Source organism: Lysobacter enzymogenes (assembly GCF_900106525.1).
In the GTDB taxonomy this organism is placed as follows: domain Bacteria; phylum Pseudomonadota; class Gammaproteobacteria; order Xanthomonadales; family Xanthomonadaceae; genus Lysobacter; species Lysobacter enzymogenes.
Genome location: NZ_FNOG01000006.1, coordinates 143,716 through 164,221, shown reverse-complemented (window position 1 = coordinate 164,221; position 20,506 = coordinate 143,716). Strand labels below are relative to the sequence as shown.

Genomic DNA, 20,506 nt, shown 5'->3' with positions numbered 1-20,506 from the left:
GGCCGCGCGCCCGCATTGCCGACACTGCGCGCAGCCGGGCCCGACGCCCGCGCCGCAATGAGGGGAATCCGAACCGATGGCGTTTTTGATCGTGCTGGCCGCGCTGTGCTTCCTGATGTACGTCGCCTACCGCGGCCACAGCGTGATCCTGTTCGCGCCGGTGGCGGCGCTGGGCGCGGTGCTGTTGACCGATCCGTCGCTGGTCGCGCCGATGTTCACCGGCCTGTTCATGGACAAGATGGTCGGCTTCCTCAAGCTGTATTTCCCGGTGTTCCTGCTCGGCGCGATCTTCGGCAAGCTGATCGAGACTTCGGGTTTTTCCAAATCCATCGTCGCCGCGACCATCCGCCTGGTCGGGCGCGAACGCGCCATGCTCGCCATCGTCGCGGTGTGCGCGCTGCTGACCTACGGCGGCGTGTCGCTGTTCGTGGTGGTGTTCGCGGTGTATCCCTTCGCCGCCGAGTTGTTCCGCCAGAGCGACATCCCCAAGCGGCTGATCCCCGGCACCATCGCCCTGGGCGCGTTCACCTTCACCATGGACGCGCTGCCGGGCACGCCGCAGATCCAGAACATCATCCCGACCGCGTTTTTCGGCACCGACACCTGGGCCGCGCCGATCCTGGGCACCATCGGCGGCGTGTTCATCCTGATCGTCGGCCTTGCGTATCTGAACTGGCGCCGCCGCGCCGCGCTCAAGGCCGGCGAAGGCTACGGCACGCAGTTGCTCAACGAGCCGGCGCCGTTCGCCGGCGGCAAGCTCGCCCACCCGCTGGTGGCGATCGCGCCGCTGGTCGTGGTCGGCGTGGCCAACAAGTTGTTCAGCACCTGGCTGCCGCAGGCCTACGGCAAGCAGCACAGCTTCGACCCGGCGGTGATCGGCGACGCCGCGCCGGTGGTCCAGGACGTGTCCAAGATCGCCGCGATCTGGGCGGTGGAAGGCGCGCTGCTGCTGGGCATCGCCGCGGTGCTGGCGTTCGCCTGGAAGCCGGTGACCCAAAGCTTCGCCGAAGGCAGCAAGGCCGCCATCGGCGGCGCCCTGCTGGCGGCGATGAACACCGCCAGCGAATACGGTTTCGGCGCGGTGATCGCGGCGCTGCCGGGCTTTTTGGTGGTCGCCAACGCGCTCGGCGCGATTCCCAACCCGCTGGTCAACGAAGCGGTGACGGTGACCGCCCTGGCCGGCATCACCGGCTCGGCCTCCGGCGGCATGAGCATCGCCCTGGCGGCGATGTCGGAAACCTTCATCGCCAACGCCCAGGCCGCCAGCATCCCGATGGAAGTGCTGCACCGCGTGGCCTCGATGGCCTCCGGCGGCATGGACACCCTGCCGCACAACGGCGCGGTCATCACCCTGCTGGCGGTGACCGGCCTGAGCCACCGCCAGGCCTACAAGGACGTATTCGCGATCACCCTGATCAAGACCGCGGCGGTGTTCGTGGTGATCGCGACGTTCTACGCCACCGGCCTGGTCTGACGTTTGTGGGAGGGGCTTTTTTGTGGGAGGGGCTTCAGCCCCGATGCTTTTGTGTCAGATCGTCGCGACCTGAGCGAAAAGCATCGGGGCTGAAGCCCCTCCCACAAAAGCCGCCCGCCGGCGATGGTTACAACAGTCCTCGCTCCTTAGGTATGCTTCGCCCTCGTTTACCAACGCAGGCAAGGAGCCCCACGTGACCATCGGCGAGTACTCGCAGATCTACCGCGGCAAACGCGTCGTCGAATTCCGCATGGGCGCCACGCCCGACGGCGGCGACGTGGTCTACCGGCTGACTCAGGACTACGACAGCGAAGAGAGCCAGCGCGACCTGCTCGACGACTTCCTCGCCAAGGTCGACCCGGCCGGCCTGGAAACGCTGATCGTCGGCCCGTGGAGCGAAGCCCACGACGAAGGCCCGCAGGGCTACCTCGACGCGCTGATCGAATACCGCGCCCGTCTGCCCAAGCTCAACGCCCTGTTCGTCGGCGACATGACCTACGAGGACTGCGAGGTCTCCTGGATCATCCAGACCTCCTACAACCCGCTGCTGGCCGCCTACCCGCAACTGCAGTCGCTGCGCGTGCGCGGCTCGACCAACCTGGAGCTGCAGGCGTTCTCGCACGCCGCGCTGGAGGAACTGGCGATCGAATGCGGCGGCCTGCCGAGCAAGATCGTCGACGCCGTCGCCGGCTCCACCCTGCCCGCGCTCAAGCATCTGGAGCTGTGGCTGGGCAGCGACAACTACGGGTTCGACGGCAGCCTGGCCGACTATCAGAACCTGCTCGCCAAGATCGGCCCCGAGCGCCTGCGCTACCTGGGCCTGCGCGATTCGGAAATCAGCGACGAACTGGCCGTGTGGCTGGCGCAACAGCCGTGGCTGGGCTCGCTGCAGAGCCTGGACCTGTCGCTGGGCACCATCGGCGACGCCGGCGCGCAGGCGCTGGCCGAAAGCCCGCACCTGGGCGCGCTGGAGCGCATCGATCTGAGCCATCACTACATCTCCGAAGAATGGCAGGCCAAGCTGCGCGCGCTGCCGTGCGCGGTGGTGCTGGACGATCCGGAAGAAGAGGACGACGGCGACCGCTACGTGGCGGTGTCCGAGTAAGGACGTGACCCCGCCGGCCTGGCTGCTGATCGGCCCGCGCGGCAGCCGTCGCCTGCGCGGGCTGCAACAGGCGCTGCGCGAGCGCGGCGTGGCCGCGGCCGAAGAGCTGCATTACGAAGACCTGCTCGCCGCGCCGCAACGCGCGGCCGAGCAGATCGCTGCGCGGCCGCGCGCGCTGGTCAAGATCGAATCGCCGGGCGAGGCGCCGGCCCTGCACGCGGCGCTGATCGAACGCGGCTGGCGCGCGCTCGGCGCCGTCGGCGCGCCGCCGCAGCCGCTGGAACACGGCGAGCTGGCCCACCAGCACCATTGGTACGCCGGCTTTCGCGAACTGCTGCAGGCCCTGCCCGCGCGCGCCGGCTATCTGAACCCGCCCGACGACATCGCCGGCATGAGCGACAAGCTCGCCTGCCAGCGTCGCCTGCGCGCGCAGGGCATCGCGATCCCGCCGCTGCTGGGCGAAATCGACGGCTACGAATCGCTGCAAACGCTGCTGCGCGAACACGACGCCGGGCAAGTCTTCGTCAAGGCCCGATACGGCTCCTCCGGCGCCGGCGTGCTGGCGTACCGGCGCAACCGCAGCGGGCGCGAAGCCGCCTATGGCTCGGCCGAGCTGAGCGAAGACGGCGGTCGCACGCGGGTGTTCAATTCGCTCAAGCCGCGCCGCTACGACGACGGCGCGCGCATCGCCCAACTGATCGACGCGATCGCCGCGCAGGGCGCCTACGTCGAACGCTGGATTCCCAAGCCGCGCGCGCCCGGCAGCCAGGGCGATCGCTACGGCGGCGCGCATTACGACATCCGCGCGGTCGCGCTCGACGGTTTCCTGCGCCACCGCGTCGCCCGCGTCGGCCGCGGCCCGCTGACCAATCTGCACCTGGGCAACCGCCGCGGCGCGCTGGCGCACTGGCTCGACGATGCCGCCATGCACGCGCTGGAAACCGCGACCCAACAGGCGGCGATGGCGTTCCCGCGCAGCCGCATGATCGGTTTCGACCTGATCCTGCGCGAGGGCCGCAGTTGGGTGCTGGAAGCCAACGCCTTCGGCGACCTGCTGCTCGACCTGCCCTGGCAGGGCCTGAGCACCTACCAGGACCAAGCCCTGCTGCGCGCGGTGCCCGCGCCCGACGCGCCGCTTGCGCCGCACGCGCCGGAGCCCGTCCATGCCTGAGCCCGGCGCCCGCTATGACAATCCCGACATGCGCGCCGTGGTCGGCCAGCGCGACCTGCTGCTGATCACCCTCGACACGCTGCGCTACGACGCCGCGCAGGAATGCTTCGAGCGCGGCGAACTGCCGGTGCTGTCCGCGCATCTGCACTCGCTGGGTTGGGAACGCCGCCATACCCCCGGCAGCTTCACCTACGCCGCGCACGCCGCGTTCTTCGCCGGCTTCCTGCCCACGCCGGCGCGGCCCGGGCCGCATCCGCGCCTGTTCGCGCTGGAGTTCGAAGGCAGCGAGACCACCGCCACCGGCACCCACGTGTTCCGCGACCGCGCCGACATCGTCTCGGGCCTGCGCGACGCCGGCTATCGCACGATCTGCATCGGCGGGGTCGGCTTCTTCAACAAGCGCAACCCATTGGGCTCGCAGTTTCCCGATCTGTTCGACGAAAGCCACTGGCATCCCGGCCTGGGCGTGACCGCTGCGGACTCGACGCAGCGCCAGGTCGCGCTGGCCTGCGAGCGCCTGGGCAGCGACGAGGCGCGCGATACGCCGTGCTTCGTCTTCATCAACGTCTCCGCCCTGCACCAACCCAACCGCCACTACCTGCCCGGCGCGCAGGCCGACGGCTACGCCAGCCATCGCGCCGCGCTGCGCTACGTCGACGCCGCGCTGGCGCCGCTGCTGGACGCGCTGCGCGCGCGCGGCGGCGCCTTCGCCATCGTCTGCTCCGACCACGGCACCGCCTACGGCGAGGACGGCTTCCACGGCCATCGCCTCGCCCACGACACAGTGATGACCGTGCCCTACGCGCATTTCTTTATCGATCCATGAACGCCGTCGTCCACCAAACCGCCGCACCGAGCCTGAGCGACCTGTTGCGGCTGCCGCCGTACCAGGCCTATTCGTATTCCTATCCGCACAAGACCGCCTACCGCCCCTTGCAGCCGCCGCGCGGCCTGCGCGAGCTGTGGGCCGGCGAGCCGCGCGATTCGCTGTTCCTGTACCTGCACGTGCCGTTCTGCAGCTACCGCTGCGGCTTCTGCAACCTGTTCGCGCTGGCGCGGCCGGAACCGGCCAAGGTCGAGCGCTACCTCGCACAGATGGAGCAGCAGCTGCGCGCGACCTGCGAGGCGCTCGGCGAGCACCGCTTCGTTCGCTTCGCCATCGGCGGCGGCACCCCGAGCTATCTCGATGCGGCGCAGCTGCGGCGCTTGTTCGACATGGTCGAGCGCCATGCCCGCATCGACCTGCGCGCGATCCCGGCCGGCATCGAAGTCTCGCCGGAAACCGTCGACGCGGAAAAAATGGCGCTGTGCCGCGAACGCGGCATCGACCGGGTCAGCATGGGCATCCAGAGCTTCAGCGAGGCCGAAGTGCGCGCGCTGGTGCGGCCGCAGCAGCGCGCCGTGGTCGAGCAGGCCATCGCTACGATCCGCGCCGCCGGCATCGCCACGCTCAACCTCGACCTGATCTACGGCATCGCCGGGCAGACCGTCGCCAGCTTCCTCGCCTCGATCGACAGCGCGCTCGAACACCGCCCGCAGGAGCTGTATCTGTATCCGCTGTACGTGCGCCCGCTGACCGGCCTGGGCCGGATCGAAGCCAAGGCCGGCACGCGCCTGCCTTTGCAGGCCGAGCCGATGGACGAACGCCTCGCGCTGTACGAAGCCGGCCGCGACCGCCTGCTCGCCGCCGGCTACGAGCAGGTGTCGATGCGCATGTTCCGCGCGCCGCACGCGCCCGACATCGCCGCGCCGGTGTACTGCTGCCAGAGCGACGGCATGGTCGGTATCGGCTGCGGCGCGCGCTCGTACACTTCGACCCTGCATTACTCCAGCGAGTATGGGGTAGCCCGGCGCAGCGTCGCCGAGATCCTCGATCATTACCTGGAACGCGACGCCGCCTCGTTCGCCGCCGCCGACTACGGCATCGCCTTGGGCGAGGAAGAGCGCCGGCGCCGGCATGCGATCCAGTCGCTGCTGATCCGCCCCGGCCTGGACCGCGCCGACTATCGCCGCCGCTTCGGCGCCGACTGCCTGGAGCAGCTGCCGCAGCTGCGCGAACTGTTCGAACACGCGCTGGCGGTGGAAAACGGCGAGCTGATCGAACTCACCGACGCCGGCCTCGCCCGCGCCGACACCATCGGCCCGTGGCTGGCTTCGGCCGCCATCGTCGAACGCATGCGCGACTACCGCCTGGGCTGACGCATGCACCTGTCCCTGCTCTATCGCGGTCGCCTGAGCAGTTGCAATTACGACTGCGGCTACTGCCCGTTCGCCAAGACCTACGACAGCCGCGAGGCGCTGCGCCGCGACGCCGCCGACCTCGCCCGCTTCGTCGAATGGGCCGGGCAGCAGCGCATGGAGCTGTCGGTGCTGTTCACCCCCTGGGGCGAGGGCCTGGTGCGCCGCCACTACCGCGACGCCCTGGTCGCGCTGAGCCGCATGCCGCATGTGCGACGGGCCGCGATCCAGACCAACCTGTGCGTCGGCCTGCGCTGGCTCGACCAGGCCGACCTGGACAAGCTCGCGCTGTGGTGCACCTACCACCCGACCCAGGTGACCCGCGCCGCCTTCCTCGCCCGCTGCCGCGAACTGAGCCGGCGCGGCGTGCGCCACAGCGTCGGCATGGTCGGGCTGATCGAAGACCTCGACGAAATCGAGGCGATGCGGCGCGAGCTGCCGGCGGCGACGCCGATGTGGGTCAACGCCTTCGACCCGCGCCCGCCGAACTATTACGATGCCGCCCAGATCGCCCGGATCGAGGCCATCGACGCGCATTTCCGCTACAACCTCGCGCCCCCGCCGAGCTTCGGCGCGCCCTGCCTGACCGGCGAGAACGTAGTCTCGGTCGACGGCGACGGCGAGGTGCGCCGCTGCCATTTCGTGTCCGAGCCGCTGGGCAACCTCTACGACGGCAGCTTCGCCGCGCAGTTGCGCGCGCGCGCCTGCCCGAACGCGCGCTGCGACTGCTACATCGGCTACGCCCACCGCCCGGACCTGCCGTTCCAACGCGATTACGCCGGCGGCGTACTGGAACGCGTGCCCTCGTTCGTCTAGCTGTAGCGGCGACCGTCCGGCCGCCGCCTCATCCTCCCAGGCCGCCGCATCGAGCGGCCCCGCCCCCACCTTTCGCAAAGGACCGCAGCCATGCCCTCCCCTTCCCTGCGCAACGCGCTTCTCGCCGCCCTGCTGATCCCGGCCGCGCTGGCGCCGGCGTTCGTTCCGGCCCACGCCGCCAAGCCGTCGAAGTCCAAGGCCGCCAAGGCGGCCAAGGCCGTCGCGCCGAAGAACACGCTCAAGCCCGAACAGGTCGCCGAGCTGTACGCACGCATCTCGCTGCGCCAGGACGCCGAAGCCACCGCCCAGCTCAACGACTACCTCAAGCCGCTGTATGCCAACGGCGAAACCCCGATCACCCTGACCGACGCGGCGGCCATGGACGCGCAGTACGACGGCTTCGCCGACGCCATGCTCGAGGACATGCCCAAGGTCGACAAGAAGAAGGCCAAGCCGGCCGTCGCCGCGGCGATCAAGCGGGTCAACCTGCTCGCCTCGGGCGCCGAGTGCCGCAGCCTGTCGAGCCGCGAATACGCCAACGAGTACGTCAAGAACGGCCGCATCGCCGAAGTCGCGATGGAATGCACCGTGCCCGCGCTGAACGCGCGCCTGCAGGAGGTGCTGGCGAGCAAGGGCGCGCCGGCCAAGCTCAAGACCAAGAAGCTGCTCGAAGGCGTCGCCGAGTTCGACCGCGCGCTCGGCCAGGCCGGCAGCCGCACGATCCCGGCCAAACTGACCCTGTACGCCCCGGCCAAGGGCCAGCCCTGGTCCACCGGCGCCGCCGACGATATCGTCGAGACGGTGCACAACGGCATGTACGCGGCCGCGGCCGAGTAAATCCGTCGCTGCAATCACTTCGCTGGAAAGCAAAACCCCCGGCCATGCCGGGGGTTTTGCTTTGAGGCCTGCACGAAGATCCTGCGGGCCGCTCGGGCTACCGATGCGCCTCGCCCAACGTCGGCGATTCGCCGCTACACGCGGCCGTCGAGCAACAACCCCGTCAACGCGCGCGCCCAGCCCATATGCACGGCGGCGGCCACGACGGCTAGATTGAGCAACACCGTCACCCAGAACATCGCCTGGAACGAAGCCTTCACCGTCTTGTGGCGGAACTGCTGCTGCGCGATCAACGCGCCCGGCCAGCCGCCCAACGCATCGAGCAGATGCAACGTGGTTTCGGGCGTGCGGCGCCGATCCGCGCCCGCCGCATCCTTGTCCCACCAATAGGCGATGTAGGACGCGAAGCTGAAAACTCCCTGCACCAAGGGCACCGCGACCGGCACCCAACCCAGCGCGCCCAGCGCCGCGACCGCCAGCAAGGCCGACACGCCCAAGGCCCGTCGCGGAATGCGGCGCAGCGGCGAAGGCGACGCGGACGACGACGGCCGCCGCTCGATCCGCTGCCCGGCGAAACGCAGTTCGACCGCATTGGCGCGGCCCTTGGCGTCGTTGGCGACCCGATACGAAACCAGATCGCCGACCGCCGGCCGGCGCGAACCGGCCTGGAACGCCTTGACGTGCACGAACGCGCGCGCGCCGCCGTCGTGCGCAGCGACGAAACCGTAGCCCTTGTCGTCGTTCCACTCGCAGATCCGGCCGGCTTGTCGCATTCGATCGTTCCTTGGTCGAGGTTCGCTGGCGGGCCGCCGCAACGTCGCATGGAGCGTCGCACCTGTCCCAGGCCGCGAGGCCAAGCGTAAATCGCCCGGCTTGCCCGCGGAACGGCGCGATGGCGCGGCCATGGACGAGCGCATCGCCCGGCCGCAACGCAATTCCGCCCGCGCAAAACACTTGGGGCCGCCTTTCGGCGGCCCCAAGCGCTTGTACTGATTGGCGTCCCCACGGGGATTCGAACCCCGGTCGCTACCGTGAAAGGGTAATGTCCTAGGCCTCTAGACGATGGGGACAAAACTGGTTTGGAGTAACCGCGAAACTTTTCGAAACCCTTTCACGCGTTCGAAAAGTTGGTGGAGCCAGCCGGGATCGAACCGGCGACCTCCTGCATGCCATGCAGGCGCTCTCCCAGCTGAGCTATGGCCCCACGCGCTGGAAACTCTGGGTGTCGCGATGAAACCCCAAAATCGCAGGGCTTCAATATCTATCCGCGTGGCCAGGGGGTTTTAGTGTGTGGCGTCCCCACGGGGATTCGAACCCCGGTCGCTACCGTGAAAGGGTAATGTCCTAGGCCTCTAGACGATGGGGACAAAACTGGTTTGGAGTAACCGCGAAACTTTTCGAAACCCTTTCACGCGTTCGAAGAGTTGGTGGAGCCAGCCGGGATCGAACCGGCGACCTCCTGCATGCCATGCAGGCGCTCTCCCAGCTGAGCTATGGCCCCACGGGCTGGAAAGACGAACATCTTAGCGGGCGTTCAGCGAAGTCGTCAAGCATTCATCGCTGAATTTTTTGCCGCTCCGGTGTGCCCTGTTCCGTGAGGATCATCCTCGCTGGAACCGGGCGGCGCCGGGTCGAGTTCGACGGGGCGCAATCTTGTCATGCCATGCCCGCGTTCGGCTAGATACTCGAGCCACTTTCCTAAAAAAGTATTCATGCGCATGCGATGGCCGAGCACCTGCGCCGGCGGCGGATACATGCCGATCGCGTCCTGCCAGCGCCGCCCCACGTAACAGTGAGTCGCCTCGACCTGATGCGCGTCGTGGTACAGGCGCACATAGGCCGACGGATCGGGCTCGCCGGTGAGCGGATCGAGCAATGCGTAGGTCAAGCGCATTTCGGTGGTGTAGCGATGCTGTTCCAGCACGTCCAGGCGCAGGTCCAGGCCGTCGCCGACCTGCGACAGGTACACGCCGCGCGCGAGCCCGGCCGGCTCGAACATGCGGGTGAGGCGTTCGTGGTTCTCGGCGTACAGGCCCATCAGCCAGCCGAAACGGCTGAGCTTGGGGATGCGCGCGAAACGGGAAGCGGCTTGGGTCATGCACGCGATCCTACACGCTGCGCAGCGTTCGCGGCAGGATTGACGGAATGACGAAAAACCCTTAAATTATAGGCTCTTTCGCAATGCCGGCAGGCTCGACGGAAGGCCTCGCGAAACGCGCGCCCCGCCCGCCTCCATTCAGCATCGCGCATTCCCATCTCCCCGCTTCTGAGCCGCCTCGTCGCCGGCAGCTTCGCCTGCGCGCATCGCGCCGGCCGCGACAGCGCCCGAGGCGCCATGGAAACGGCTTGGCCGCGCTCGCGGCGAGCCGCAACGGCCGTCCTGAACAGTCCGACCCGTTCAACGCATGCACTTCAACGCGCGGCTCGCAAGCGCACGAGCCGAAGCGCGCCATGCAGCGCGCCGCAGCTCTTGCCCGCGCCTCGTTTCAGAACATCTCGCGATGGATCCCCAGCGTGGTCATGACCTTGCTGGCGATCTCCTCGATCGAGGTATGGGTGGTGCTCAGGGTCGGAATGCGCTCGGCGCGGAACATCGCCTCGGCCGCGGCGACCTCGCTCTTGCAGGTCTCGAACTTGGCGTAGCGCGAATTGGGCCGGCGCTCCTGGCGGATCTGCTGCAGCCGGACCGGGTCGATGGTCAGCCCGAACAGCTTCTGCCGGAACGGCCTCAGCCTCGGCGGCAGGCGGTCGTGCTCGAGGTCTTCCTCGGTCAGCGGGTAGTTGGCCGCGCGCACGCCGTAGTGCAGGGCCAGGTACACGCAGGTCGGGGTTTTGCCGGCGCGCGAGACCGCCACCAGGATCAGGTCGGCCTCGTTGTAGTCCACGCTCTGCCCGTCGTCGTGGGTCAGGGCGTAGTTCATGGCGTTGATGCGGCGGTGGTAGCTGTCGAAGTCGACGATGCCGTGGGCTTGGTTGATGCGGCGCTGGCGGGTCTCGTGCAGCTCGCGCTCCAGCGGTTCGATGAACGGCGCGAAAACGTCGAGCATCAGCGCCCCGCTCTCGGCCAGGGCCGCGCCGACCTCGCCGTCCATGCACGAATTGATGACCACCGGGCGCACCCCGTAGCTGATCGCCGCTTCGCGGATCTTGGCCGCCACTTCCTGCGCCCGCTCCACCGTATCCACGAATGCGATGCGGTCGGTGACGAAACGGGTCTCGGTGAACTGGGTCAGCAAGCTGTGGCCGATGGTCTCGGCGGTGATGCCGGTGCCGTCGGAAATGTAGAAGACCGGGCGGGTGCCTGCCATCGATAACCTCGTCTAAGAAAACGGTGCCAGTCCAAAAAGCCCGGGTGCCAACCCAAAAAGCCCGACAGATCAAGCTTGTATGCCCCGGACGCACGGGCGATCATATCCTCTTGGCCGCGCCCGGACGCGTCCTAGCCCCCCTCGGAGATTGTGTGTCTTGAACGAGAACATCCTCTGGCTGCACGCGCTGCGCCTCCACGACCTGGCCCGCGTCGGCGGCAAGAACTCCTCGCTTGGCGAGATGATCGGCAACCTGGCCAACCTCGGCGTCTCGGTGCCGGGCGGCTACGCCACCACCGCCGAGGCCTTCAAGGCCTTCATCGCGCATAACGACCTGCATCAGCGCATCTACGACAAGCTCGCCACGCTCGACGTGGAAGACGTGCCGGCGCTGACCGCGGCCGGCGGCGAAATCCGCGGCTGGGTGATCGACGCGCCGCTGCAGCCCGACCTGGACCAGGACATCCGCGCGGCCTACCGCAAGCTCAGCGAAGAGAACGGCGGCGGCGACATCGCCGTCGCGGTGCGCTCCTCGGCCACCGCCGAAGACCTGCCCGACGCGTCCTTCGCCGGCCAGCAGGAAACCTTCCTCAACGTGACCGGCGAAGACGATGTCGTGCGCAAGGTCAAGGAAGTCTTCGCCAGCCTCTACAACGACCGCGCCATCGCCTACCGCGTGCACCACGGCTTCAAGCACGAGGACGTGTTCCTGTCCGCCGGCGTGCAGCTGATGGTGCGCTCCGACGTCGGCGCCTCCGGCGTGCTGTTCACCCTGGACACCGAGTCGGGCTTCCGCGACGTGGTTTTCATCACCTCCAGCTACGGCCTGGGCGAGATGGTCGTGCAGGGCGCGGTGAATCCCGACGAGTTCTACGTCTACAAGCCCACGCTCGCCCAGGGCAAGCCGGCGATCCTGCGCCGCGCCGTCGGCGCCAAGCAGCTGCGCATGGTCTATTCCAGCCAGCCCGGCGAGCGCGTGCGCACCGAAGACACGCCGGCCGAGCTGCGCGCGAAGTTCTCGATCAACGACGAAGACGTGCACGAGCTCGCCAAGCAAGCCTTGGTGATCGAAAAGCATTACGGCCGCCCGATGGACGTGGAGTGGGCGAAGGACGGCGTCAGCGGCAAGCTGTTCATCGTCCAGGCGCGCCCGGAAACGGTGAAGTCGCGCGCCAAGGCCACCCAGATCGAGCGCTACCAGCTCGGCCAGCGCGGCCCGGTGATCGCCGAAGGCCGCGCCATCGGCCAGAAGATCGGCTCGGGCGTGGCGCGCGTGGTGCGCAGCCTCGACGACATGAGCCGGGTGCAGCCCGGCGACGTGCTGGTCGCCGACATGACCGACCCCGATTGGGAGCCGGTGATGAAGCGCGCCGCGGCGATCGTCACCAACCGCGGCGGCCGCACCTGCCACGCGGCGATCATCGCGCGCGAACTCGGCGTGCCGGCGGTCGTGGGCACCGGCAACGGGCTCGACACGATCAAGGAAGGCCAGACCGTCACCATCAGCTGCGCCGAAGGCGACACCGGCTACATCTACGAAGGCGCGCTGCCGTTCGAGCGCCACGTCGCCGATCTCGACAAGATGCCGCCGGCGCCGCTCAAGGTGATGATGAACGTCGCCAACCCCGAGCGCGCGTTCGACTTCGCCATGCTGCCCAACGCCGGCGTCGGCCTGGCGCGGCTGGAGATGATCATCGCCAGCCACATCGGCATCCATCCCAAGGCGCTGCTGGAATACGCGCAGCAGGATGCGGCGACCAAGAAGAAGATCGACGAGAAGATCGTCGGCTACGGCGGCGATCCGGTGCAGTTCTACGTCGATCGCCTGGCCGAAGGCATCGCCACCATCACCGCCTCGTTCGCGCCGCACCCGGTGATCGTGCGCCTGTCGGACTTCAAGTCCAACGAATACGCCAACCTGATCGGCGGCTCGCGCTACGAGCCGCACGAAGAGAATCCGATGATCGGCTTCCGCGGCGCCAGCCGTTACGTCGATCCGTCCTTCACCGATGCTTTCGCTCTGGAATGCCAGGCTGTGCTCAAGGTGCGCGAGCAGATGGGGCTGACCAATTGCTGGGTCATGATCCCGTTCGTGCGCACGCTCGATGAGGGCCGCCGCGTGGTCGAGGTGTTGGAGAAGAACGGGCTCAAGCAGGGCGAGAACGGGCTCAAGATCATCATGATGTGCGAGGTGCCGTCGAACGCGCTGCTCGCCGACGAATTCCTGGAGATCTTCGACGGCTTCTCGATCGGCTCCAACGACCTGACCCAGCTGACCCTGGGCCTGGACCGCGACTCGGCCATCGTCGCCCAGTTGTTCGACGAGCGCGATCCGGCGGTGAAGAAGCTGCTGGCGATGGCGATCTCGGCCGCGCGCGCCAAGGGCAAGTACGTCGGCATCTGCGGCCAGGGCCCGAGCGATCATCCCGACCTGGCCGAATGGCTGATGCAGCAGGGCATCGAGTCGGTGTCGCTGAATCCCGACACCGTGGTCGACACCTGGCTGCGCCTGGCCAAGGCCAAGGGCCAGGCCTGAGTACCGGCATGGCGAAAATCCAGGCCGCAACCGACGCCGCCCAGACCACCGCCGCGAAAGCCGCCGCCGCCAAGGCGCAGGCGTCCGAGTCCCTGCTGGGGCTCGGCGCCGGCTTCGACTTCGACAAGCTGATGGCCTGGGCCCAGACCCAAGGCCTGAAGTTGCTGGCCTCGCTGGCGATCCTGCTGATCGGCCTGTGGATCGCCAAGCGGCTGTCGCAGGCGCTGGAGCGGGTCATGACCCGCGCCAACATGGAAGTCACCCTCCGCGGCTTCCTGCGCAACATCGCCTATGCGGTGATGGTGGTGGTGGTCGCGGTGGCGGCGCTGCAACAGCTCGGCGTGCCGATGACCTCGGTGCTGGCGGTGCTCGGCGCCGCCGGCCTGGCCATCGGCCTGGCGCTGAAGGATTCGCTGTCGAACATCGCCTCGGGCGTGATGCTGATCGTGCTGCGCCCGTTCCGCGCCGGCGACTACGTGCAGGCCGCCGGCATCGAGGGCACGGTCGAGCAGATCCGGGTGTTCCAGACCCGCCTGCGCACGGTCGACAACCGCGTGATCGTGCTGCCCAACAGCCTGATCACCACCGCGGTCATCGTCAATTTCACCGCCAATCCCAAGCGCCGCATCGACCTCACCGTCGGCGTGGGCTACGACGACGACCTCAAGGTCGCCAAGGACACGCTGCTGGCGCTGGCCGCGGCGCATCCCAAGGTGCTCAAGGATCCCGCCCCGGAAGTGCTGGTGACCGCGCTGGCCGAAAGCAGCGTCAACCTGGAGCTGCGCGCCTGGGCCAAGACCGGCGACCTGCTCCACACCAAGAGCGATCTGGTCGAAGGCATCCGCAACGAGCTGATCGGCAAGGGCCTCAACATCCCGTATCCGCAGCGCGACCTGCACGTGTACCACCACGATGCGGATGGACGGCCGATCGGCGAGGTGCTCACCAAAGCAGTCGCAGACGATGGGGACGTGGCGAAACCCGCAGCCCCCGCGAAGAAATAAGGCCTCCCGCGCGGGGAGCGGCGCCTGCCCTCCCCTTCGCCGCGCAGGCGGGTATCTCCCTGTAGGAGCTGCGCAAGCTGCGACCGCGCAAATGCAGCTGCGGCGAAACCTGGATCGCGCGTATAGCCGCGTCGCGTCGACTTCACGCCAGCGCCGGTTCGCGAGGTTCGCGGTCGCAGCTTGCGCAGCTCCTACAATCGCTGCGTTGCGGCCTCGTGCGAGGCCGCAAGAAAGGCTTAAGCCCCGAGCCCGCCCAGCTTGCCCATGAAGCCGCGGTAATGCCGCAGCTCGGCGATCGAATCGTGCACGTCGCTCAGCGCGGTGTGCTTGCTGTCCTTGTTCATGCCCGCCAATACCTCCGGCGACCAGCGCCGCGCCAGTTCCTTGACCGTGCTGACGTCGAGGTTGCGGTAGTGGAAGTACTTCTCCAGCTTGGGCATGCAGCGGTGCAGGAAACGGCGGTCCTGGCAGATCGAGTTGCCGCAGATCGGCGAGGTGTTCGGCGCGACCCACTGGGCCAGGAACTCCAGGGTCAGCCGCTCGGCCTCGCCCATCGCCACGCCCTGCTCCAGCACCCGCTTCCACAGCCCGGACTTGCCGTGCTGGTTGCGGTTCCACTCGTCCATCGCCTCCAGCCGCTCCTGCGGATGGGCGATGGCCAGCTCCGGCCCCTCGGCGAGCACGTTGAGCTGGGCGTCGGTGACCACGGTGGCGATCTCCAGGATCGAGTCGCGGTCGGTGTCCAGGCCGGTCATCTCCAGGTCGATCCAGATCAGCCGGTGCTCGTGTCCGTGCCGCTCGTGTCCGGGGTGTTCGCTCATGGTCTCGCCGTACGTATCCGTGTCGCGGCATGATAGCCCACCCGCCCCCGCTGGCTGCGCTGCGATGAGCCCCAACGCCCCCGACGTCCACTACGCCATCCTGACCGCGATGCTGGCGCCGGCGTTCTTCCTCACCGCCACCGCTTCGCTGCTGCTGTCGGCCAACAACCGCCTGGCCCGGGTCATCGACCGCGCCCGGGTGCTGCTCAAGGAACTGGCCGACACCGAGGACGCCGAGGAGCGCGAGCTGATCGAGCGCCACATCCTGCGCCAGAAGAAGCGCAGCCGAATCATCCTGCGCGGCAGCCAGTTGCTCTACACCGCGATCAGCTTCTTCGTCGGCACCAGCCTGACCGTGGCCGGCGACGCCGTGCTCGGCTACCGCCTGGGCCTGGTGCCGACCGTCCTGGCCGCGCTGGGCGTGCTGTCGATGTTCGCCGCCAGCCTGCTGCTGGCGCGCGAATCCTCGCTGGCGGTGGAAGCGGTCAACGAGGAGATGGACCACGGCCACGCCAGCGCGGTCAAGCGCTGGGCCAAGAGCCGAGGCTGACGACCGGCGGCCTTGTGGGAGGGCCTTCAGGCCCGACGCTGTTCGATCCGCCGCCAATCCGCCTTCGATCCGCCGCCGATGCCCGTCGCAACCTGAGCCGAACGCATCGGGGCTGAAGCCCCTCCCACAACAGCCGGCCTGGCTCCGCAACGGCCGGCCGCGCTTGCGGCATCATGGAGGCCCCGCCTCCACGGCGCCGACGGCGCCCCGCTCCGCGCCTGCGCGCCTACGCCATGCCCGATCCGCTGCTGCTCAGTTCGCACTACACCGTGGTCTCGGCGATGATCACGCCGGCGTTCTTCCTGACCGCCACCGCCTCGCTGCTGGTGTCGTCGAACAACCGCCTGGCGCGCGTGGTCGACCGCATGCGCCAGCAGTTGGCGACGCTGGAAGAGACCGTCGACGAGCACGCCCGCAACTATCTGGAGGCGCGCATCATCCTGCACCGCCGGCGCGTGCGCCTGATCCTGACCTGCCTGCAGCTGCTCTACGGCGCGATGACCGCCTTCGTCGGCACCAGCCTGGCCATCGGCATCGACCAGTTCGCCGACTACCGCCTGCACGGCGTGCCGACCGCGACCGCGATGTGCGGCGTGCTGCTGGTGCTGGCCGCCTGCATCAACATGGGCCGCGAAGCGCGCATGAGCGTGAGCATGCTCGACGCCGAAGTGAAGCGCGAGTTCGACCGCGACAACGGACGCAGGAAACGCGACTGATCCGGCGGCTCGCCGCGGCGCTCGCGGCAAAACGGAACTGCGTCACAGCTTACGAACGGGCGCATCGAGGCGGGCTACTGCAGCCGCATACGCAACTTCTGCACACATACGCAGTATCCGCGTGGTAGCGAGTGCGCCCTGGACGCGTAGTCGGTTTCGCCGACCGCCAACCGACGCGCACCGCTGAGCCAAAGCGACATCGTTTCGAGTTCGAACGAAGATCGTTTCGGCACTAACGATGCGCACGAAGCACGAGCGTATACACGATACGCCCGAACCCGCTGGCTGAACCGCGTGTCCTCCAGCACACGCCAATCCAGCGCTCCGCACAGTTCGCCGCGTTCGCGCGCGACAGCTCGGCGACAGCAAAGCCTTCTGCGACTGTACGCACGATTCGCAGCGGACCGCGCCCGATATGCTCCGCCCACGAACGACACCGAACTTGCAGCTCCGCGTGACCGAACGACTCTTCCGCCTCACGCGCGCAGCGCACTACCTCCACAAACACCGTCCACCCACCGCATCGAATCTGCGCAGGCCGCCTTTTCCGGCCGCACCGCGACGCCCGCGGTGCGCGACGCCGTCGCATTGTGAAAGAAAAAACGATGCCGCACGCTTGCGACCGCCGACCGGCTGCGAGCGCGCGCATCGGGCATGGAGCGCCTCGCCGCATCGCCCGCGTACATACGCGGCGTCGGCCGCAAACGCATTCGTTCATCAACGCGCTCCAGGGGAATAAATCCGATGTTTCTTCACTCGTTGCGGGTGCGCCTGCTGTTGCCGGTGCTCGCGCTGGTGCTGGTGTCCGTGGTCGTGCTGACCGTGGTGCTGGCGATGACTCAAGCGCGCCACGTCCGCGCCGACGCCAACCAATTCGTCGAACGGCGCACGCAAGCGCTGCAGGGCCTGTTCTCGGTCACCCGCTCGGTGATGCTCGACCGCACCCACGACGCCATGCGCCTGCTGCGCACCGAAGGCCGCCGGCTCGGCACGGCCAGCCTCGGCGGCCGCGTCACCGTCGGCGGACGCGCCACCAACGACCTCGTGCTCGGCGGCGTGTCGCAGGCCAACAACTTCGCCTTGGTCGACGGCGTCACCGCCATCGCCCAAGGCACCGCGACCTTGTTCGCGCGCGACGGCGAAGACTTCGTGCGCGTGGCCACCAACGTGCGCAAGGACGACGGCAGCCGCGCCATCGGCACCCAGCTCGATCCGCTCGGCCAGGTGATCGGGCGCATGCGCAAGGGCGAGAACTTCTACGGCGTGGTCGACATCCTCGGCACGCCCTACGTCACCGGCTACGAGCCGATCTTCGCCGACAGCGACGCGCAGCGCGCGATCGGCGTGTGGTACGTGGGCTACAAGACCGACCTCAACGCGCTGGCCGAAGTCGTCGACGGCAGCCAGGTGCTCGACTCGGGCTTCATCGCCGTGTTCGACAGCAAGGACAAGCTGCGCTTCCACTCCAAGACCGGCGCCACCGCCGATCCGGTCGAAATCACCCGCATCGCCCATGAGAATCCGGGCAATTGGGTGATCAGCCGCCAGGAAGTGCCGGGCTGGGGCTTCAGCCTGGTCTCGGCCTATCCCAAGAGCGACGTGGACAAGGCGATCGCGCGCCAGTCGCTGTGGATCGGCGGCATCGGCCTGCTGGTGTGCGCGCTGATCCTGGGCCTGCAGTGGGCGCTGATCTGGAGCCGCGTGCTCAAGCCGATCCAGCACCTGGCCGTGGTGGCCGAGGAACTGAGCGTGGGCAAGTGGGGCCACACCATCGAGGAAACCGAACTCAAGGACGAGATCGGCAAGCTCGCCCGCGCCATCTCGCGCCTGTCCTACAGCGTGCGCGTGGCGATGGAGCGGCTGGCCAAGCTCTCGCGTTGACCCGGTCCATCCACGCCGAACCTAGGGATCCAGGGAGCCCGGCATGAGCAACGAGTTCCGACCATTGGTGCAGGTGCTGCGCGAGCTCAAGTCGCTGGCGCACAAGCGCTCGTCCGGCTTCGCCTACGTCGTCACCGAGGACAACCATTCCTGCATCGTGCGCCTGCACCAGGGCCAGGTGCAGGAAGTGGTGTACCGGATGCTGCGCAACGAAGAGGCGGTGCAGCGTTTGTCGATGGTGGCCGCGGCCAAGATGCGCTTCGAAAGCAGCGGCATCGCCGCGCTGCCGTCCGGGCGCGCGCCGCTGGCCGAGAGCTCGGTGGAATGGCTGCTGGGCGGGTTCGAACACGACCTGGGCGGACAGCAATACCAGTACGCGCCTGCGGCGGTGCCCTCGCCGGCGCCGGGCGCCGCGTCGGCGGGCGCGCCTGCGGTGGAAGCGGTCGTGGTCAATCCGCACGTGCGCCAGGCACTGGAGCAGATCGCGCTGAATTATCTCGGCCCGATCGCCGGCATGCTGTGCCAGGAAGCCTTCGACGCCGCCGGCGGCGACCCGCAGCGCGCCATCGTCCAGCTCGCCGGGCAGTTGTATTCGCAGCAGGAAGCGCAGCGCTTCAGCGAGGAGGCGCGCAAGGCGTTGGCGGCGTTGCGCTGAGGCGGCGGGCGGCGCCGCGCGATGGCGGGGTTCGTCGCAGGCGTTGTGTCGCGGTCGCGACTTGCGTCGCTCCTACAGGGAGCGGACGTGGCCACGGGCTCGCCCTGTAGGAGCGACGCGAGTCGCGACCGCGGGCTATCCGATCGCGCCGACGCCAGCCCATCCCCGCAACCGCCCCGCCACGCTCACACCGGCTTGCCGCGCTTGCGCCGGAAGTACGCGCTCAACCGCGCCCCCGCCTCTTCGCCCAGCACCCCGCCGAGCACCGCCACGCGGTGGTTGTGGCGCGGGTCGGCGAGCAGGTCGAACACGCTGCCGGCGGCGCCGGTCTTGGGATCGAAGGCGCCGAACACCACCCGCGCTACCCGCGCGTGCACCATCGCCATCGCGCACATCGCGCACGGCTCCAGGGTCACGTACAAGGTGCTGCCGATCAGGCGGTGGTTGCCGATGCGCTGGCCGCCTTCGCGCAGGGCCACGATTTCCGCGTGCGCGCTCGGATCGTGCAGGCCGATGTTGCGGTTCCAGCCCTCGCCGAGCATTTCGCCGGCGCCCGACACCAGCACCGCGCCGACCGGGATCTCGTCGAACTCGCGCTCGGCGCGCTCGGCCAGGTCCAGCGCCCGGCGCATCCAGTAACGGTCGATCTCGGCTTGCTGCTCGCTCACGCGGGTTCTCGCTCCGGCGCCGCCGAAGCGCGGCGCCCGGGCGCGATTATGGTGCAGCCGCGCCGCGCCCGCATCCTGCGCGGGTGCGACGGCGGCCGCAGGCGGCGCGACTGCGGCGCGCCGTACGCGGGCTCAGGCCGCGCCGCGCAGGTAATCCATCTTGCCCAGCGGCACGCCCAGGTGGCGCAGGATCCCGTAGGCGGTGGTGAGGTGGAAATAGAAGTTCGGCAGCACGAAGCCGCGGATGTAGTCGCGGGCGACGAAGGTGAGTTCGCGGCCGCCGGGGCGGATCACGATCTCGCGCTCTTCCTGGCCGTCCATGCTCTGCGGGGTCACCGTGCTCAGGAACGCCTGGGTCTTGGCGATGCGCTCGCGCAGTTCTTCCAGCGTGGTCTCGGTGTCGGCGAAACTCGGCGGCGCGATCCCGGCCAGGCGCGCGGCGCCGAACTTGGCCGCGTCGCTGGCCGACTGGACCTGGCCGATCAGGGTGTACATGTCCGGCGCCAGCCGGCCGGTCAGCAACTGCGCGGGATCCTGGCCCTGCGCCTGGGCGTGGGCGACGCCCTGCTCGAGCAGGTGCGAGAGCACGTCGAGGCCGCGCTGGAACGCGGGCACGGAGATGTCGTAGAGCGAAAGGCTCATGGGGTTTCCTGGTTTTCCTGGCGTGAAGCGTGGCGGGGAAACGACGCTGGGAACGCCCGCGTGCTACGCGGGCCGGCTGAGTCT

Annotated in this window: 19 protein-coding genes and 4 tRNA genes; 13 read left to right on the top strand and 10 right to left on the bottom strand. The window is 68.6% G+C overall.

Annotated features, from left to right (window positions below; translation table 11 throughout):
- The first annotated feature begins 76 nt into the window (after nt 1-76).
- From BLU84_RS16170 to BLU84_RS16140, 7 genes are all read left to right on the top strand, one after another.
- Nucleotides 77-1,474: a GntP family permease gene (locus BLU84_RS16170; protein WP_074869534.1), complete on the top strand. Its 1,398-nt coding sequence runs from the start codon at nt 77-79 to the stop codon at nt 1,472-1,474.
- Between the two features lie 193 nt (nt 1,475-1,667).
- Nucleotides 1,668-2,579, top strand: a complete 912-nt coding sequence (locus tag BLU84_RS16165) for an STM4015 family protein (RefSeq protein WP_074869531.1) — start codon at nt 1,668-1,670, stop codon at nt 2,577-2,579.
- A 25-nt stretch (nt 2,580-2,604) separates the two neighbouring features.
- Complete coding sequence (locus BLU84_RS16160) at nt 2,605-3,750, top strand: STM4014 family protein (protein ID WP_170849190.1); 1,146 nt, start codon at nt 2,605-2,607, stop codon at nt 3,748-3,750.
- Complete coding sequence (locus tag BLU84_RS16155; protein WP_074869522.1) at nt 3,743-4,576, top strand: STM4013/SEN3800 family hydrolase; 834 nt, start codon at nt 3,743-3,745, stop codon at nt 4,574-4,576. The genes BLU84_RS16160 and BLU84_RS16155 overlap by 8 nt, the downstream gene beginning before the upstream one ends.
- A complete protein-coding gene (locus tag BLU84_RS16150) occupies nt 4,573-5,949 on the top strand; it encodes an STM4012 family radical SAM protein (protein WP_074869519.1) in 1,377 nt (458 codons plus the stop codon). The genes BLU84_RS16155 and BLU84_RS16150 overlap by 4 nt, the downstream gene beginning before the upstream one ends.
- A gap of 3 nt (nt 5,950-5,952) precedes the next feature.
- Nucleotides 5,953-6,804, top strand: a complete 852-nt coding sequence (locus tag BLU84_RS16145) for an STM4011 family radical SAM protein (RefSeq protein WP_074869516.1) — start codon at nt 5,953-5,955, stop codon at nt 6,802-6,804.
- A 90-nt stretch (nt 6,805-6,894) separates the two neighbouring features.
- Nucleotides 6,895-7,641: a hypothetical protein gene (locus BLU84_RS16140; RefSeq protein ID WP_074869512.1), complete on the top strand. Its 747-nt coding sequence runs from the start codon at nt 6,895-6,897 to the stop codon at nt 7,639-7,641.
- Between the two features lie 134 nt (nt 7,642-7,775).
- Here the strand turns inward: BLU84_RS16140 and BLU84_RS16135 are convergent, their stop codons facing one another.
- The 7 genes from BLU84_RS16135 to ppsR all read right to left on the bottom strand — a co-directional run bounded on the left by BLU84_RS16135 (nt 7,776) and on the right by ppsR (nt 10,949).
- Complete coding sequence (locus tag BLU84_RS16135; RefSeq protein ID WP_074869509.1) at nt 7,776-8,414, bottom strand: DUF1294 domain-containing protein; 639 nt, start codon at nt 8,412-8,414, stop codon at nt 7,776-7,778.
- Nucleotides 8,415-8,635: 221 nt separating this feature from the next.
- Nucleotides 8,636-8,711, bottom strand: a tRNA-Glu gene (locus BLU84_RS16130).
- Nucleotides 8,712-8,769: 58 nt separating this feature from the next.
- Nucleotides 8,770-8,845, bottom strand: a tRNA-Ala gene (locus BLU84_RS16125).
- A gap of 87 nt (nt 8,846-8,932) precedes the next feature.
- Nucleotides 8,933-9,008, bottom strand: a tRNA-Glu gene (locus BLU84_RS16120).
- A gap of 58 nt (nt 9,009-9,066) precedes the next feature.
- Nucleotides 9,067-9,142: transfer RNA gene (locus BLU84_RS16115), tRNA-Ala, on the bottom strand.
- A gap of 45 nt (nt 9,143-9,187) precedes the next feature.
- The gene (locus BLU84_RS16110; protein ID WP_074869504.1) at nt 9,188-9,739 is read right to left on the bottom strand and encodes a DUF1249 domain-containing protein; all 552 of its coding nucleotides are present in this window, start codon (nt 9,737-9,739) and stop codon (nt 9,188-9,190) included.
- A gap of 388 nt (nt 9,740-10,127) precedes the next feature.
- Entirely contained in the window at nt 10,128-10,949 is an 822-nt protein-coding gene (gene ppsR / locus BLU84_RS16105; protein ID WP_074869496.1) for a posphoenolpyruvate synthetase regulatory kinase/phosphorylase PpsR, read from the bottom strand.
- A 157-nt stretch (nt 10,950-11,106) separates the two neighbouring features.
- Here ppsR and ppsA point away from each other — a divergent pair, with 157 nt between their 5' ends.
- Both ppsA and BLU84_RS16095 read left to right on the top strand, forming a co-directional pair.
- Nucleotides 11,107-13,485: a phosphoenolpyruvate synthase gene (gene ppsA, locus BLU84_RS16100; protein ID WP_074869493.1), complete on the top strand. Its 2,379-nt coding sequence runs from the start codon at nt 11,107-11,109 to the stop codon at nt 13,483-13,485.
- A gap of 8 nt (nt 13,486-13,493) precedes the next feature.
- Nucleotides 13,494-14,489 (top strand): mechanosensitive ion channel family protein, encoded by a 996-nt coding sequence (locus BLU84_RS16095; RefSeq protein ID WP_074869487.1) that lies wholly within the window; start codon nt 13,494-13,496, stop codon nt 14,487-14,489.
- Nucleotides 14,490-14,725: 236 nt separating this feature from the next.
- On the opposite strand, the gene orn is transcribed toward BLU84_RS16095, so the two are convergent.
- The gene (gene orn, locus BLU84_RS16090) at nt 14,726-15,310 is read right to left on the bottom strand and encodes an oligoribonuclease (protein WP_074869483.1); all 585 of its coding nucleotides are present in this window, start codon (nt 15,308-15,310) and stop codon (nt 14,726-14,728) included.
- A gap of 64 nt (nt 15,311-15,374) precedes the next feature.
- Between orn and BLU84_RS16085 the strand changes: the two genes are divergently transcribed.
- From BLU84_RS16085 to BLU84_RS16070, 4 genes are all read left to right on the top strand, one after another.
- The gene (locus BLU84_RS16085; protein ID WP_074869478.1) at nt 15,375-15,860 is read left to right on the top strand and encodes a DUF2721 domain-containing protein; all 486 of its coding nucleotides are present in this window, start codon (nt 15,375-15,377) and stop codon (nt 15,858-15,860) included.
- Nucleotides 15,861-16,093: 233 nt separating this feature from the next.
- Complete coding sequence (locus BLU84_RS16080) at nt 16,094-16,576, top strand: DUF2721 domain-containing protein (protein WP_074869475.1); 483 nt, start codon at nt 16,094-16,096, stop codon at nt 16,574-16,576.
- A 744-nt stretch (nt 16,577-17,320) separates the two neighbouring features.
- The gene (locus BLU84_RS16075; protein WP_074869472.1) at nt 17,321-18,457 is read left to right on the top strand and encodes a Cache 3/Cache 2 fusion domain-containing protein; all 1,137 of its coding nucleotides are present in this window, start codon (nt 17,321-17,323) and stop codon (nt 18,455-18,457) included.
- A 43-nt stretch (nt 18,458-18,500) separates the two neighbouring features.
- Nucleotides 18,501-19,112 (top strand): DUF8082 domain-containing protein, encoded by a 612-nt coding sequence (locus tag BLU84_RS16070; protein WP_074869469.1) that lies wholly within the window; start codon nt 18,501-18,503, stop codon nt 19,110-19,112.
- A 185-nt stretch (nt 19,113-19,297) separates the two neighbouring features.
- On the opposite strand, the gene tadA is transcribed toward BLU84_RS16070, so the two are convergent.
- Nucleotides 19,298-19,780 (bottom strand): tRNA adenosine(34) deaminase TadA, encoded by a 483-nt coding sequence (gene tadA, locus BLU84_RS16065; protein WP_267889186.1) that lies wholly within the window; start codon nt 19,778-19,780, stop codon nt 19,298-19,300.
- Between the two features lie 132 nt (nt 19,781-19,912).
- Nucleotides 19,913-20,422, bottom strand: a complete 510-nt coding sequence (locus BLU84_RS16060; protein WP_074869459.1) for a DUF1993 domain-containing protein — start codon at nt 20,420-20,422, stop codon at nt 19,913-19,915.
- Nucleotides 20,423-20,506: the final 84 nt, after the last annotated feature.

Coding starts and splice junctions, on each gene's coding strand:
- BLU84_RS16170 (WP_074869534.1), top strand. CDS start 77: ATGGCGTTTTTGATCGTGCTGGCCGCGCTGTGCTTCCTGATGTACGTC.
- BLU84_RS16155 (WP_074869522.1), top strand. CDS start 3,743: ATGCCTGAGCCCGGCGCCCGCTATGACAATCCCGACATGCGCGCCGTG.
- BLU84_RS16150 (WP_074869519.1), top strand. CDS start 4,573: ATGAACGCCGTCGTCCACCAAACCGCCGCACCGAGCCTGAGCGACCTG.
- BLU84_RS16145 (WP_074869516.1), top strand. CDS start 5,953: ATGCACCTGTCCCTGCTCTATCGCGGTCGCCTGAGCAGTTGCAATTAC.
- BLU84_RS16140 (WP_074869512.1), top strand. CDS start 6,895: ATGCCCTCCCCTTCCCTGCGCAACGCGCTTCTCGCCGCCCTGCTGATC.
- BLU84_RS16135 (WP_074869509.1), bottom strand. CDS start 8,414: ATGCGACAAGCCGGCCGGATCTGCGAGTGGAACGACGACAAGGGCTAC.
- BLU84_RS16110 (WP_074869504.1), bottom strand. CDS start 9,739: ATGACCCAAGCCGCTTCCCGTTTCGCGCGCATCCCCAAGCTCAGCCGT.
- ppsR (WP_074869496.1), bottom strand. CDS start 10,949: ATGGCAGGCACCCGCCCGGTCTTCTACATTTCCGACGGCACCGGCATC.
- BLU84_RS16095 (WP_074869487.1), top strand. CDS start 13,494: ATGGCGAAAATCCAGGCCGCAACCGACGCCGCCCAGACCACCGCCGCG.
- orn (WP_074869483.1), bottom strand. CDS start 15,310: ATGAGCGAACACCCCGGACACGAGCGGCACGGACACGAGCACCGGCTG.
- BLU84_RS16085 (WP_074869478.1), top strand. CDS start 15,375: ATGAGCCCCAACGCCCCCGACGTCCACTACGCCATCCTGACCGCGATG.
- BLU84_RS16080 (WP_074869475.1), top strand. CDS start 16,094: ATGCCCGATCCGCTGCTGCTCAGTTCGCACTACACCGTGGTCTCGGCG.
- BLU84_RS16075 (WP_074869472.1), top strand. CDS start 17,321: ATGTTTCTTCACTCGTTGCGGGTGCGCCTGCTGTTGCCGGTGCTCGCG.
- BLU84_RS16070 (WP_074869469.1), top strand. CDS start 18,501: ATGAGCAACGAGTTCCGACCATTGGTGCAGGTGCTGCGCGAGCTCAAG.
- BLU84_RS16060 (WP_074869459.1), bottom strand. CDS start 20,422: ATGAGCCTTTCGCTCTACGACATCTCCGTGCCCGCGTTCCAGCGCGGC.